The organism is Cryobacterium sp. N19 (genome assembly GCF_002929595.1).
Taxonomy (GTDB): Bacteria; Actinomycetota; Actinomycetes; order Actinomycetales; family Microbacteriaceae; genus Cryobacterium; species Cryobacterium flavum.
Map to the genome: position 1 here is coordinate 242,187 of NZ_PJJR01000054.1, position 12,994 is coordinate 255,180.

Annotated in this window: 14 protein-coding genes; 11 read left to right on the forward strand and 3 right to left on the reverse strand. The window is 64.6% G+C overall.

What is annotated here, in order from left to right; translation table 11 throughout:
* Positions 1 to 10 precede the first annotated feature (10 nt).
* From CXY78_RS19275 to CXY78_RS19290, 4 genes are all read left to right on the forward strand, one after another.
* Positions 11 to 1,096, forward strand: coding sequence for an ABC transporter substrate-binding protein (locus CXY78_RS19275; RefSeq protein ID WP_092339778.1), 1,086 nt, complete (start codon positions 11 to 13; stop codon positions 1,094 to 1,096).
* A gap of 179 nt (positions 1,097 to 1,275) precedes the next feature.
* Positions 1,276 to 2,088: an ABC transporter ATP-binding protein gene (locus CXY78_RS19280; protein ID WP_104091025.1), complete on the forward strand. Its 813-nt coding sequence runs from the start codon at positions 1,276 to 1,278 to the stop codon at positions 2,086 to 2,088.
* The gene (locus CXY78_RS19285; RefSeq protein WP_233197511.1) at positions 2,085 to 2,897 is read left to right on the forward strand and encodes an ABC transporter permease; all 813 of its coding nucleotides are present in this window, start codon (positions 2,085 to 2,087) and stop codon (positions 2,895 to 2,897) included. Before CXY78_RS19280 ends, CXY78_RS19285 begins: the two co-directional genes overlap by 4 nt.
* Positions 2,894 to 3,703, forward strand: coding sequence for an ABC transporter permease (locus CXY78_RS19290; protein ID WP_092339879.1), 810 nt, complete (start codon positions 2,894 to 2,896; stop codon positions 3,701 to 3,703). Before CXY78_RS19285 ends, CXY78_RS19290 begins: the two co-directional genes overlap by 4 nt.
* 20 nt (positions 3,704 to 3,723) lie before the next feature.
* Here the strand turns inward: CXY78_RS19290 and CXY78_RS19295 are convergent, their stop codons facing one another.
* The gene (locus CXY78_RS19295; RefSeq protein WP_369827366.1) at positions 3,724 to 4,797 is read right to left on the reverse strand and encodes an App1 family protein; all 1,074 of its coding nucleotides are present in this window, start codon (positions 4,795 to 4,797) and stop codon (positions 3,724 to 3,726) included.
* Positions 4,798 to 4,894: 97 nt separating this feature from the next.
* Here CXY78_RS19295 and CXY78_RS19300 point away from each other — a divergent pair, with 97 nt between their 5' ends.
* The 5 genes from CXY78_RS19300 to CXY78_RS19320 all read left to right on the forward strand — a co-directional run bounded on the left by CXY78_RS19300 (position 4,895) and on the right by CXY78_RS19320 (position 9,008).
* Positions 4,895 to 5,572 (forward strand): TetR/AcrR family transcriptional regulator, encoded by a 678-nt coding sequence (locus CXY78_RS19300; RefSeq protein ID WP_092339780.1) that lies wholly within the window; start codon positions 4,895 to 4,897, stop codon positions 5,570 to 5,572.
* 185 nt (positions 5,573 to 5,757) lie between these two features.
* Positions 5,758 to 6,663 (forward strand): ABC transporter ATP-binding protein, encoded by a 906-nt coding sequence (locus CXY78_RS19305; RefSeq protein WP_104090741.1) that lies wholly within the window; start codon positions 5,758 to 5,760, stop codon positions 6,661 to 6,663.
* Positions 6,660 to 7,349 carry an ABC transporter permease gene (locus tag CXY78_RS19310; protein ID WP_092339782.1) on the forward strand — a complete coding sequence of 230 codons (690 nt, stop codon included), beginning with the start codon at positions 6,660 to 6,662 and terminating at the stop codon, positions 7,347 to 7,349. Before CXY78_RS19305 ends, CXY78_RS19310 begins: the two co-directional genes overlap by 4 nt.
* Entirely contained in the window at positions 7,346 to 8,101 is a 756-nt protein-coding gene (locus CXY78_RS19315; RefSeq protein ID WP_104090742.1) for an ABC transporter permease, read from the forward strand. The genes CXY78_RS19310 and CXY78_RS19315 overlap by 4 nt, the downstream gene beginning before the upstream one ends.
* Positions 8,085 to 9,008 carry an ABC transporter substrate-binding protein gene (locus CXY78_RS19320; protein ID WP_092339784.1) on the forward strand — a complete coding sequence of 308 codons (924 nt, stop codon included), beginning with the start codon at positions 8,085 to 8,087 and terminating at the stop codon, positions 9,006 to 9,008. Before CXY78_RS19315 ends, CXY78_RS19320 begins: the two co-directional genes overlap by 17 nt.
* Positions 9,009 to 9,019: 11 nt before the next feature.
* On the opposite strand, the gene CXY78_RS19325 is transcribed toward CXY78_RS19320, so the two are convergent.
* On the reverse strand, positions 9,020 to 10,009 hold the full coding sequence (locus tag CXY78_RS19325) for a M56 family metallopeptidase (protein WP_104090744.1): 990 nt from the start codon (positions 10,007 to 10,009) through the stop codon (positions 9,020 to 9,022).
* Positions 10,010 to 10,053: 44 nt separating this feature from the next.
* Positions 10,054 to 10,440, reverse strand: a complete 387-nt coding sequence (locus CXY78_RS19330; RefSeq protein ID WP_092339786.1) for a BlaI/MecI/CopY family transcriptional regulator — start codon at positions 10,438 to 10,440, stop codon at positions 10,054 to 10,056.
* 105 nt (positions 10,441 to 10,545) lie between these two features.
* Between CXY78_RS19330 and CXY78_RS19335 the strand changes: the two genes are divergently transcribed.
* Positions 10,546 to 11,958: a cytochrome ubiquinol oxidase subunit I gene (locus tag CXY78_RS19335; RefSeq protein ID WP_092339787.1), complete on the forward strand. Its 1,413-nt coding sequence runs from the start codon at positions 10,546 to 10,548 to the stop codon at positions 11,956 to 11,958.
* Between the two features lie 12 nt (positions 11,959 to 11,970).
* The gene (gene cydB, locus CXY78_RS19340) at positions 11,971 to 12,975 is read left to right on the forward strand and encodes a cytochrome d ubiquinol oxidase subunit II (protein ID WP_104090746.1); all 1,005 of its coding nucleotides are present in this window, start codon (positions 11,971 to 11,973) and stop codon (positions 12,973 to 12,975) included.
* Positions 12,976 to 12,994 lie beyond the last annotated feature (19 nt).

Genomic DNA, 12,994 nt, shown 5'->3' on the forward strand with positions numbered 1-12,994 from the left:
GAACCCCGCAATGACCCCATCCAGAGGCTCTTTCTATCGTCGAACGGCAACCCGGGTCGTGCGCGGTGTCGCGGTCGCGGCCGTGCTGGCCCTCTCGCTTGCTGCCTGTGCGGGCAGTGACGACGCGAAAGTGGGAGCCGATGGTGCCGCGGCATCGTTCGGTGACGCGAGCATTCAGTTCAGCTGGATCAAGAACGCCGAATTCATGGGCGAGTACCTCGCCGACAAGAACGGCTACTTCACCGAGGCCGGACTCGACAATGTCGACATGATCGAGGGCCCCGCCTCGATCGAAGCCGCCGTCATCTCGGGCAATGCCGACATGGGCATCGGCAATGCGATCTCCACCGGCACCATCATCGCCAACGAGGGCGCGCCGCTGAAGATCATCGGCGCCACCTACCAGAAGAACCCCTTCACCATCCTGTCGCTCGCCGACAAGGGCAACATTGCCACCCTTGACGACCTTAAGGGCAAGACGATCGGCGTGCAGGCGAGCAACCTGAGCCTGTGGGAAGCCTTCCTCAAGGTCAACGATATCGATGAGAAGTCCCTGACCACCCTCCCGGTGCAGTACGACCCGACCCCGCTGTTCAACGGCGAGGTCGATGGCTGGTTCTCCTACCTCACCAACGAATCCATCGACGCCGAGCTCAAGGGCCTGGGCCCGGTCAACCTGCCGCTGGCCGACTTCGGCCTGCCGTTCGTCGCCGAGACCCTCACGGTCACCGACGATGCCATCACGAACGACCGCGAGAAGCTCAAGGCCCTGCTCGTCGCCGAGATTCGCGGCTGGACCGACGCCATCAACGACCCGGATGCCGCCGCGAAGCTCACCGTCGACACCTACGGCCCGACCTTCGAGCTGACCATCGAGAAGGAGACCCGTCAGGCCGAGATCCAATCCGCCGACCTCGTCGTGAGCGCGGACACCGTGGCCAACGGCCTGTTCTCGATCAGTAAGGAACTGCAGCAGCAGAGCATCGATACCCTCGCCGCGACGGGCCTCACCATCACCGCGAGCCAGCTGTTTGACATGACCCTGCTCGACGAGGTCTACGCCGAGAACCCGGACCTGCTGGCCTACAGCAAGTAGCAGTGGCGCCCGGCCGGCCGGGCATCCGCCAGAACGCATCGAGCGTTTCAGCGGATGCCCGGGTGGAACCTAAAATAGGCACCTGCCCGAAATACCATGCAGACCCGCCAGCCGTGCAGATCTGCCAGCGCCAAGGAGCGAACCACGTGAGTAGCACTGATGCCGGAATTCGTGACTCGGTGACGGAGCGCGGTGCCGGGGGCGAAGCGTCGGGCACCGGCCTGCACATCTCCCAGCTGCACAAGGTCTTCGCGGTCGGGCGCAGAGAAGTCGTCGCCCTCGACAACGCCAACCTGCACACCGACAAGGGCAGCTTTCTCTCCCCGCTCGGTCCCTCGGGCTGTGGAAAATCGACCATCCTGCGTATTCTGGCCGGCCTGGAACAGCCCACGAGCGGCACCACCAGGGTCGACGGCAAGAGCCCCCAGCAACTTCGGCAGGGACACCAGCTTGGCATCGCCTTCCAGGATTCAGCGCTGCTGCCCTGGCGCAGCGTGCGCTCGAATATCCGCCTCCCGTTCGAGGTCGCCCGCGTTCCCGTCGACGAGGCCTACATCGACGAACTGATCGCCCTCGTCGGCCTCACGGGCTTCGAGAAAGCCAAGCCGGCGCAGCTCTCCGGCGGCATGAAGCAGCGCGTGTCGATCGCTCGGTCGCTCGTGCTCAAGCCCTCTGTGCTGCTGCTCGATGAGCCGTTCGGGGCCCTCGACGATATGACCCGGCAGCGACTCAACCTCGAGCTGCTGCGCATCTGGACCCAGAAGCCGGCCACGACCCTCATGGTCACCCACGGCATCGCCGAAGCCATCTTCCTCTCCGACCACGTCGCGGTCATGAGCGCCAGGCCCGGCCACGTCAAGGAAGTCATCGACGTCGACCTTCCGCGGCCCCGATTGCCCGAGATGATGCGTTCGCCCGAGTTCCACGCGCTGCACGACCGCGCCTCCGACCTGCTGTTTAGTGATGCCGCCGCGCCGGGCGCCGACCAGTGATCCGAGGTTCGCTGCGCGCCCTGCCCGCCTGGGCGACCGGCCTGATCGGCGGCGCGATCGTCATCGCCCTGTGGTGGCTGGGCGCGGTCACGGTTTTCGCCGAGGTTGGTTCCATGCCCGGAGGCGCGGTGCCCACCCCGTTGGACGTGGTCGTGCAGCTCGTCAGCGACGGCCCGGCGTTCTACCTGTCCCACGTCAGTGTCACCGTGCTCGAAGCGCTGATCGGCTTTGCCTGGGGCAACGGACTGGCCCTGGCCCTCGCCGCCCTCGTGCTGCTGCTGCCGCGCATCGAGAAGATCGCGATGCAGATCGCCGTGATCACCTATTGCATTCCCATCGTCGCCATTGGCCCGATCGCCTACATCGTGATCGGGGCACCGAGCGCGGGCGATCCGGCCGGTACAGCCGTCTTTCTCGCCGCGATGTCGGTGTTCTTTACGACCGTCATCGGCTCACTGGTCGGTCTCAAGGCAGCGGATGCCGCCAGCCTCGACCTCATCACCGTCTACGGCGGCAGCAAGTTCACCCAGCTTCGCAAGGTGCGCCTGATCGCCGGACTGCCGAGCGTGCTGACCGCGCTGCAGATCGCCGCACCGGCGGCGTTCATCGGAGCCATCCTGGGCGAGTACCTCGGCGGTGTCAGCCGCGGGCTGGGAATCGCCATGCTCGTGGCCGGTTCAACGGCCAACGTCGACCGGGTCTGGAGCCTCGCGCTCGTCGCCGGGGTCACGGCGGGTCTCGGCTACGCGATCTTTGCCGTCATCCTGCGTTTCGCCACCCCGTGGACGACCGGGCGGAGCAGCCGATGAGTTTTGCACGCGTGGCGCTCCTGACGGTGGCGCGCGGCCTGCTGACCGGGCTTATCACCCTCGTTCTCGTACTCGTCGCGTGGCAGGGCCTGCTCCTGCTGCTGGACGTGTCGCCGTTTTTGGCCAAGGGACCCCTCGACGTCTGGAAGTGGCTCGCCACCGTTCCCGAAGCCGCCGACAATCGGGCCATGGTCCTCGGCAACCTCGTCGTGACCCTGAGTGACGCATTTCTCGGATTCGTCGCCGGACTCACCTGTGCCCTGCTGCTGGCCGTGATCTTCACCCTGTCCCGGGGCATCGAGCACGCCCTCATGCCGATCGCCTTGCTGCTGCGCTCGGTGCCACTCGTGGCACTCGTGCCCATCATCAGCCTCATCACGGGGCGCGGACTCACCACCGCCGTGGTCATGGGCGCCATCGTGGTGCTGTTCCCGGCACTCGTGAACATCGCCTTCGGGCTGCGCTCCTCGTCACCCCAGATCAGCGACGTGATCACCGTCTACGGTGGCAGCGCCTTCACGACGCTGCGCAAGGTGGCCCTGCCGAGCTCCCTGCCCTCGTTCTTCGCCGCGGTGAAGATCTCGGTGCCCGGCGCCATCACCGGAGCGTTGCTGGCCGAGTGGCTCACGACCGGCCAGGGCCTCGGCAACTCGATTGTCGCCGCCGTCGCCAAGGTGCAGAACTCGGAGGTGTGGGCATCCGTCGTGGTGATCACCATCGTGTCCCTCACGCTCTACGGCCTGGCGCAGGTCGTGGAAAACCTGGTGCTGCGCCGCATGAGCATGGATCAGAGCATCACGAGCTGACCGGGCGCCCATCAGCCGGGCTAGAGCAGGCCGTGTGCGACGAGCTGGTTGGCGAGGCTGGAGCCATCCGGCCCGTAGACCCACGGGGCCTCGGGGCTGCCGTCGATCAGCACGGCGTCGCGCGAGCGCCCGCCGGCCAGCACCGCCTCGCTCGGGGACAGCTGACGGATGGCCACGGCCGCGACGCTGCCCGGATAGTCGCGTTGAAAGTCGCTGTAAATGGCTTCGTCGTGCTGGCCGTCGTCGCCGATCAGAATCCAGCGCATGTCGGGAAACTGTTCGGCGAGGCGTCGCAGGTTGTCCCGCTTATGTGCGCTGCCGCTGCGGAACCAGCGGTCGTGCGTCGGTCCCCAGTCGGTCAGCAGCAGTGCCCCGGCCGGATACAGGTTGCGGGAGAGAAAACGCGACAGGGTCGGTGCTACGTTCCAGGCACCGGTGGAGAGATAGATGACCGGGGCGCCGGGCGTGAACGACGCCAGGCGTTCCAGGAACACGGCCATCCCCGGGGTCGGAACCCGGGCATGCTCGTCGAGCACGAACGTGTTCCAGGCGGCCAGCAACGGGCGGGGAAGCGTGGTGACCATCACCGTGTCGTCGACATCGGAGACGACGCCGTAGCCGACCGTGGGGGCCACGATGAAGAGCGGCGCTTCGGCCACGGCGGAGAACTCGGTGTGTAGCCGGGCCACGTGCCAGCCGGCAGGCAGGGATACCGGTACGACGGTGTCGACGACGCCGCCGCGATCCGCCTGCACCCGATGCGTCTGGCCGTCGATCTCAATCGTGACGGTGACGTCGTTGACCGGCACGCTCGTGAAGCTGCGCCAGCCTCGAATACCGGCGTCGCGGCCATCCGCTCGGGGGCGCTTGGTACGCTTCGCCGGCTTTTCCGGCTTGGCCAGAAGTACCCGGCAGAGGATGCGAACCCAGGCGGTCGAGCCGTAGCCGGTGTAGGGGATGACGGTGGGCTGGTAGCCGCGGCGACGAGCGGAATGCTCCCGACGGTCGTGCAGCCAGTCTTCGATACGGGCCGCACGGTGCATGATTCGCTCGGGACTTGGCGCACTCGGCGTGGCGTCTGGGGACTCTGGCACCCTCTTATTCTGCCATATTTGCTGTGCATCCCCCGATCAACCCTGTGGAAAAGGGGTTTTACCCCGTAGTATGGTGACTTATCTTCAAGGGGGATAAATGTCACTTGGTGGCCTATTGGGTGAAGAGACCGGTGCAGCACTTCAGCAAGTGCGCACCGAGCCGATTCAGCAGCGCAGCGCTGCACGTCTGTCCGGTTTGCTCGATGCGGCCGCCGCCGTTGTGGACGAGGTCGGTTTCGACCGCATCACGACCGCGATGATCGCGGAACGCGCCGGTGCATCCATCGGAACGGTGTATCGCTACTACCCGGATCGGGTTGCTGTACTGCACGCCCTGCACGAGCGTGCCGTGGTGCGCTTTCGGCAGCGCGTGGTCGATGAGCTCGGCGCTAGCACCCTCACCTCCTGGTGGGACGCGGTGGACTGCGTCGTGACGGCTTTTGTCGGCCTGTACCGCTCCGAACCAGGCTTTCGTATCGTGAACTTCGACGACCGCGACGCCGCTCCCGCCGCCGACGCGGTAGCGGATGCCGACTTCTTCGCCCGCCGCCTGGCTGACGTGCTCGTCAACGAGTTCGATCTGCCGGCCGGCGAGGCCCTGATTTTTCGACTCGAAGTCGCCGTCGAGATGGCCGACGCGCTGCTCGCCCGCGCCTTCCACACCGATCCGCTCGGTGACGAGCGTTTCATCGCCGAGTGCCGCCTGGTTCTGCGCGACTACCTCGATCGTTTCTACGGTCCGCAAGCACTGAACCTGCTGGCAACCGCGTCCTAACGGGCGTCACACGCCGGGCGACCCACTGGGTCGCCCGGCTTTTTTGGGTTTGTGGGCCTCGCGTGTTCGCTGTTGGATAAATCTTTTGTGAGCCAGCGTTTTGCCTGTCGCTTCGAATAGTGATTGGCTTAGTATCTGGTTTGTGTTGACCCGACCTGAACTGATGCGAGGAGCGAGCCACCAGGATGATTGAATTCCACTCGGTGACGAAACGGTTCCCCGACGGCACCCTTGCCGTCGATGATTTCAGCCTCGTTCTGCCCTCGCACAAGACCACCGTGCTCGTCGGAACGTCCGGGTCGGGAAAAACAACCCTGCTGCGCATGATCAACCGCATGGTTGATCCGACCAGCGGGTCGATCGAGATCGACGGAGCCGATATCGGTACCCTCGAACCGGTCAAGCTGCGGCGCGGCATCGGCTACGTTATGCAGAACTCAGGGCTGCTTCCCCACCGCAGGGTCATCGACAACGTCGCCACGGTGCCGATGCTGCGCGGAATGGCCAAGAAGAAGGCCCGTGACGAAGCGCTCCAGCTGCTCGACACGGTGGGACTGGACCGTTTACTCGCCAACCGGTATCCCAGCCAGCTCTCCGGTGGCCAGCAGCAACGCGTCGGCGTGGCGCGCGGCCTCGCCGTCAACCCCAATATTCTGCTCATGGACGAGCCATTCGGTGCGGTGGACCCGATCGTGCGCGCCGAACTGCAGCAGGAACTGCTGCGATTGCAACGGGAATTAGGCAAGACCGTGGTCTTCGTCACCCACGATATTGACGAAGCCTTTCTGCTCGGCGATCAGGTGGTCATTCTGCGCACCGGCGGCAAGGTAGCCCAGGTCGGCTCACCCGCGGAGATCCTGGCGAACCCCATTGACGAGTTCGTGGCAACGTTTGTCGGCGCCGATCGCGGCAAGCGATCCCTACACCTCGAGAACCACGGCGATGGCGACATCGTGGTTGACGAGACCGGTCGTCTGGCCGGCGTTCTCGTAGACTCCGGCCCTTCAGCGTCGCCGTCAACTGTCAGCTCAGAGTCAAAGGCCGGCCCTCGCGGACCGGGTGCTTCGGCGCAGGGTGGGGATTCGCGGTGACCTGGATCTGGTCGAATCTGGACCTCATTTGGGATCGCACGTTCGATCACCTCATCCTCAGCGTGCCCTCGATCATTCTCAGTTTCCTCATCGCCCTCCCGTTCGGTTGGCTGGCTCACCGGTATCGGGCGAGCCGGGCGGTGATCCTCACCACGGTCGGAGTGCTCTACGCAATTCCGTCGCTGCCGCTGTTCATCGTGCTGCCCTTTATCGTGGGTACCAGCATCCGCTCGCCGTTGAACCTCATCATCGCGCTGACCCTCTACGGGGTGGCTCTGATGGTGCGGGTGGTAGCGGATGGTCTCGGTTCCGTCGACCGCGACGTGCAGCAGTCCGCGACCGCCGTCGGCTTTTCCGGCTGGACGTCCTTTTGGCAGGTTGAGCTGCCGCTGGCCGGCCCCGTGCTGCTGGCCGGGCTGCGCGTCGTAGCGGTCAGCACGGTGAGCCTGGCCACGGTCGGCGCCGTGATCGGCGCCCAGAGCCTCGGCAGCCTGTTCACCGACGGGTTTCAACGGGGAATCCAGGCGGAGATCATCGCGGGTATCCTTGCCACCGTGCTGCTGGCCCTGGCCCTCGACGCCGTGCTCGTTCTGATCGGGCGACTGCTGATGCCGTGGACCAGGCGCAGCGCGATCGGCGTCGTCGCTCGACCCGGTGCTGTCGCGCGACAGGAGGTCACCACGTGAGCTTTCTGACCGAAACCCTGGCCTGGCTGGTCGATCCCGCAAACTGGGTCGGCGCCGGCGGGATTCCTACCCGCCTCGCCCAGCACCTGCTGTTCACGCTCGTGACCCTGCTCGTCGCCGCGCTGATTGCCGTACCGATCGGCTTTTTGATCGGCCATACCGGTCGCGGCCGCGGACTGGCCGTGGCACTGTCGGGCGCATTCAGAGCCATTCCTACCCTGGGCCTGCTCACCCTGGTGGCCCTCTGGGTGGGCATCGGCCTGAACGCCCCGTACGTGGCCTTGACCGTGCTTGCCATCCCGCCCATTCTTGCTGGTGCATATACCGGTTTCGAGGCAATTGATCGCAAGATCATCGATGCCGCACGGGCCGTGGGCATGTCCGAGGCCCAGATCGTGCTGAAGGTCGAGCTGCCGCTCGGGCTGCCCCTGCTCATCGGAGGGCTTCGCTCGGCAACCCTGCAGGTGGTGGCCACGGCTACTCTGGCCGCCTACATCGCTAATTTCGGCCTCGGTCGATACCTCTTTGAGGGACTGCGAATTCGCGACTACGGCGAGATGCTCGGCGGTTCGATCCTGGTGATCCTGTTGGCGATCGTGCTGGAGGGCATGTTCGCCCTCGTGCAAAAATTGGTTGTTCCCCGCGGCGTCACAGCGGGACTCCCCATAGATATCCGTGACGGGTCATCCCGATCCCGCCCGGTGATGGAATCCACCATCGAGGAAGGAAACAGTCATGTTCACAGCGAATAGAGGCCGGCTCACGCTCATTGGCGTGGTCGCGGTTGGGGCCGTCGTAGCCCTTGCAGGGTGTGCGTCGGGGGACCCCCTGGCGGAACCATCGAGTAGCGCCGGCGGCTCCACCATCGTGGTCGGCTCGCAGGCGTACTACTCCAACGAGATCATCGCCGAGATCTACTCCCAGGCGCTCGAGGCCGGCGGTTTCACCGTTGACCGACAGTTCCAGATCGGCCAGCGCGAGGTCTACCTGCCCGATATCGAGGCCGGCAAGATCGACGTGTTCCCCGAGTACACCGGCAGCCTGCTGCAGGCCCTCGACAAGGCCGCCGTCGGCGGCACCAGCGACGCGACCTACGCTGAGCTCCAGACCGCCTTGCCCGACGACCTGCGGGTTCTCGACCAGGCCGATGCCTCAGACCAGAACTCCTGGACGGTCACCGCCGACTTCGCGAGCAAGTACGACCTCACCGATATCGCTTCCCTGACTAACGTCACCGAACCGATCACCGTCGGCGGCAACTCGGAGCTCGAGACCCGGCCGTACGGGCCGACTGCACTGAAGGACAAGTACGGCATCAGCATCGCGGGGTTCGTACCGGTCGAGGACAGCGGCGGACCGCTGACCGTCAAGGCCCTGGTCGACGGGGATATCCAGCTCGCCAACATCTACACGGCCGACCCGAACATCAAGACCAACAACCTGGTCGCCCTCTCCGACCCCGACGGACTGTTCTTCCCGGACAACGTCGTGCCGGTCGTCTCCCAGAAGATCGACGACAGTGCGGCAGCGATCCTCAACAAGGTCAGTGCCGCGCTGACGGCAGACACCCTCGTTGACCTGAACGCCCAGAGCAAGAACGACCAGCTCTCGGCGGACAAGATCGCGACGGCCTGGCTGACCAAGGCAAAGCTGATCTAGTTGCGGCAGTTCTAGGCACCGAACAGGATGAGCGCCGGCCCGACCAGGAGCACCGCCGACACGGTGAGTGCTCCGGCCGTGGCCGTGTAGTGCAGCGGCACGGTTGGATTAACCAGCCGCGCCACTCGCGGCAGGATCTGGTGCGCCGGGTGCTCGGGTTCTACCGCGAGTTCCCGGTTACGGTCTGAAGCGGATGCGGCGGCTTGCGCCGCAGCATCCGCTTCTTGGTCTGGTGGGGGAGTAGCGCCGGCCAGGGTGAAACCGACGAGAGCGATCGCACGGGCCAGGGTCTGGTCGTCAACGATGCGGCGGGCATGATCGTCGGCGAGCATCTCGACCAGCAGGGCGACGGCGTTTTCGGCGCGGTTGGCGATGGGGAACCACGGCAGCGCGCTGTGCCAGCTTTTGAAAGCGAGCAAGACCAGGTGGTGCTGCTGTACGAGGTGCGCCTGCTCGTGCGCGATCACGGCACGCACCTGGTCGGCGTCGAGCAGCCGGAGCAGGCCATTGGAGAGTACCGTCGCCGAGTGCCCGGCCCCGGGCAGGCAGTAGGCGACTGGCGCCGGATGGTCGATGACCCGCATGCCAGGCTGACCGTGCAGGGGATTGCTGAGCAGGGCAATGAGGGTGTGGTGATGTCGGCGCTGCCGCTCGGCGCGGACGAACGTCGCGAGCAGGTTGAGCAGGAGGTGGCCACCGAGCAGAATGGCCGCGCCAATGGCGAGCATGTGGGTGAAGCTCGTTCCATCGGGAAGCGTGCCGGCCGTGAGGTTGCCGCCGAGTGCGACCAGACTCTGGGCAAGGGTGGTGCCGAATGGGGTCAGGCCGTAGAGCAGCAGTGACCCGATCATGGACATGCCGCCGGACAACGCGATGGCCTGCCAGAGCACCAGTGCCACACCGGGGGAGCGCGCGGGCCAGCGCGACCGCCTCAGCAGGAGCGGAACGGGCCCGGCCAGCAGCACGGCGATGGTACCCAGGAGCAGGGCGGCGATGGTCACGCGCGTGGTCGGGTGGTCAGGGACGCAGCGTCAGGCACGCAGTGTCAGGCATTGTCGGACGGCGCAACGCCGAGGAGGTGCCGCAGGGTCTCAGCTTCCTGCGGCGAAACGGAGCCGATGAACCGGGCCAGGGCTGCCTGGCGATCGGGCACCTGCCCGAGCACCTCGTGCATGAGGCCAGCGGTGTGTTCGGCGCGGGTCATCACGGCGGAATAGGCGTGCGGACGCACGCTGCGATCGCGCGTGACGAATGCCTTCGTTTCCAGCCGGGACAACACCGTCAAAACGGTCGTCGTCGCCAGCGGCTTGCCCGGCGTGGCTGAAACCGCGGGCCGCAGCAGAGCATCCTTGAGTTCGTTCGCTGTCAACGGTGCCGTGGAGTCCCACAGGATATCCATCATTAACCGTTCGAGCACACCCAAATTTCCCATGTGGTTAATATTACGTCGCGAAACTGTGATTTCTACACAGTGTAGAAGAGTAATCTTCTACGTAGCGTAGAAAAATGGACGCTGCACAATAATGCTGGAGGGCATATGAACGAGTGGTTGGATCCTTTACTCCTATCACGGTGGCAATTCGGTCTCACGACCGTGTATCACTTTCTTTTCGTCCCGCTCACGATCGGTCTGGCCCTCACGGTCGCGATCTTTCAAACGGCCTGGGTGCGTACCGACAAGGCTAAATATCTGCAGCTGACGCATTTCTTCGGCAAGATCTTTCTGATCAACTTCGCCATGGGCGTCGTGACTGGCATCGTGCAGGAATTTCAGTTCGGTATGAACTGGTCGGACTACTCGCGTTTCGTCGGTGACGTCTTCGGCGCTCCGCTCGCCTTCGAGGGGATTGTCGCCTTCTTCCTCGAAGCTACGTTCGTCGGCCTCTGGATCTTCGGCTGGGACAAACTACCCAAGAAGATTCACCTCGCCACGATCTGGCTCACCGCGATCGGTTCGATCGCGTCGGCCTACTTCATCCTCGCCGCGAATGCCTTCATGCAGAACCCGATCGCCTACACGATCAACGAGGAAAAGGGGCGTGCCGAACTCACCAGCATCTGGGAACTGCTCACCAACCCCATTGCCCTCGCCGCCTTCCCGCACACGATTTTCGCCTGCTTCATGGTCTCGGCCGGACTCATCATCTCGGTAGCCGCCTGGCACCTGTACCGCAACCAACACCTCGACACCATGCGTCCGGCGCTCAAGTTCGGCCTCTGGATGATGGTCATCGCCGGCGTGCTCACGACACTCGCCGGAGACCAGCTGGGCCTGGCCATGGTTGAGGCCCAGCCGATGAAGATGGCCGCTGCCGAAGCGCTGTACCACACGGCGACCGGTGCCAACGCGAGCTTCTCCATCTTCACCCTTGGTACGCCGGACGGCGTGCACGAGTTGTTCTCCGTGCGCGTTCCCTACCTGCTCTCCTTTCTATCGACCCACACCTTTGACGGCACGGTCGAGGGCATCAACAACCTGCAGTCGCAGTACGTCACCCTGTACGGCCCCGGCGACTACACCCCGACCATCTGGATAACCTACTGGGCGTTCCGCTGGATGATCGGCCTCGGTCTCGCGCACATGCTCGTTGCCGTCGTCGGCCTGTGGCTGACCCGCAAGGGGCGCAGCCCGAAGCGCACCTGGGTATGGAAGGTCGCGATCTGGAGCTTCCCTTTCTCCCTGCTCGCGATGAGCGTCGGCTGGGTGTTCACCGAAATGGGTCGCCAACCCTGGCTCGTGTTCGGAATGCTCAAAACCGAAGACGGCGTCTCGCCCGGCGTCAGCGGCGTGGAGATTCTGATCTCGCTGATCGCCTTCACCCTGCTCTACGGAATTCTCGCGGTAGTCGAGTTCCGACTCATCCTCAAGGCCGTTCAGAAAGGCCCGGACGATGCACCGGTACCCGACGCCGAATCCGGCGCAGTCACGCACGCTGCCACGGTCTACTAACAGGAATACACAATGGATCTCACAATTCTCTGGTTCTGGATCATCGCTGCGTTGTTCATCGGGTACTTCGTGCTCGATGGCTTCGACTTCGGGGTCGGAATGTCCCTGCCATTTCTCGGCAAGGACGACACCGATCGCCGCGTTCTCATCAACACCATCGGCCCGGTCTGGGACCTCAACGAAACCTGGGTCATCGTCGCCGGCGCCTCACTCTTCGCAGCGTTCCCCGAGTGGTACGCGACCATGTTCAGCGGCTTCTACTTGGCTCTGCTGCTCATTCTCGTTGCACTGATTCTGCGCGGTGTGTCGTTTGAATACCGCCACCAGCGCCCCGAATCCACCTGGAAGAAATGGTTCGACGGCATGATCATCGTCGGTTCGGCCGTTCCGGCGCTGCTCTGGGGTGTCGCCTTCGCCAACGTCGTGCGGGGCGTCAAACTCGACGCCAACCACGACTACATCGGCACCTTCTTCGACCTGCTGAACCCGTACGCCCTGCTCGGCGGCGTCACCACGCTGCTGCTGTTCTTCATGCACGGGGTCGTCTTCGTCTCGCTCAAGACCGAGGGCGACATTCGGGTTCGGGCGCGAAAGCTCGCCACCAAGGCCGGAATCGTGACGATAGTGGTCGCGGCCAGCTTCCTGGTTTGGACAACCTTCGCATATGGCACCGTGGCATCCGCTATCTTCGCCGCTCTGGCCGCTGTGGCGCTGATCGCCTCCTTCCTGGCCAACCTGCGCGGTGCCGAACGGCTCGCGTTCGGCCTGATGGCCGCCACGATCGGTCTCGCCGTGCTCACCCTGTTCGCCTCGCTGTTTCCCGACGTCATGCCGGCCAGCAACGACGCGGCGAACAGCCTGACCATCACGAACGCCTCCTCATCGACCTACACGCTCGGTGTGATGAGCTGGACCGCACTGATCGGGATGCCCGTCATCCTGCTCTACCAGGGCTGGACCTACTGGGTGTTCCGCAAGCGCATCGGCCGGGCGCAGATTGAGGTCGCCGTACACTAGCGCTGTGGCAGACTGAGCC